The organism is Saccharothrix sp. NRRL B-16314, assembly GCF_000716595.1.
Classification (GTDB): Bacteria; Actinomycetota; Actinomycetes; order Mycobacteriales; family Pseudonocardiaceae; genus Actinosynnema.
Genome location: NZ_JNXC01000260.1, coordinates 1 through 248 on the forward strand (window position 1 = coordinate 1; position 248 = coordinate 248).

A 248-nucleotide genomic window follows, 5' to 3' on the forward strand; every position below is an offset into this window, starting at 1 on the left:
CCACCTGCGCCACCCACTGCTTGAATTCCGCCGGATTCGCCCGCACCAAAGCCCGATACGCATCCAGGTCATAACCACACCGCAACACCTGCGCCAGCAATTCCAACCGCCGCCGGTGCGATGCCCGAATCGACGCTTCGACCTCCGCGATGGCGGCGAACACGTCGTCCTCGGTCAACAACACCGGCGAAACATCCATACCCGAACAATAGTCGAACAGACATTCGCACGTCATCACCCGACCAGGC

Annotated in this window: 1 protein-coding gene; it reads right to left on the minus strand. The window is 61.3% G+C overall.

The genetic code is table 11. The features are described 5' to 3' along the window. The coding region (locus OQ02_RS39910; protein ID WP_033443886.1) for a hypothetical protein at positions 1-199 on the minus strand (199 nt) is incomplete at its 3' end. Positions 200-248: the final 49 nt, after the last annotated feature.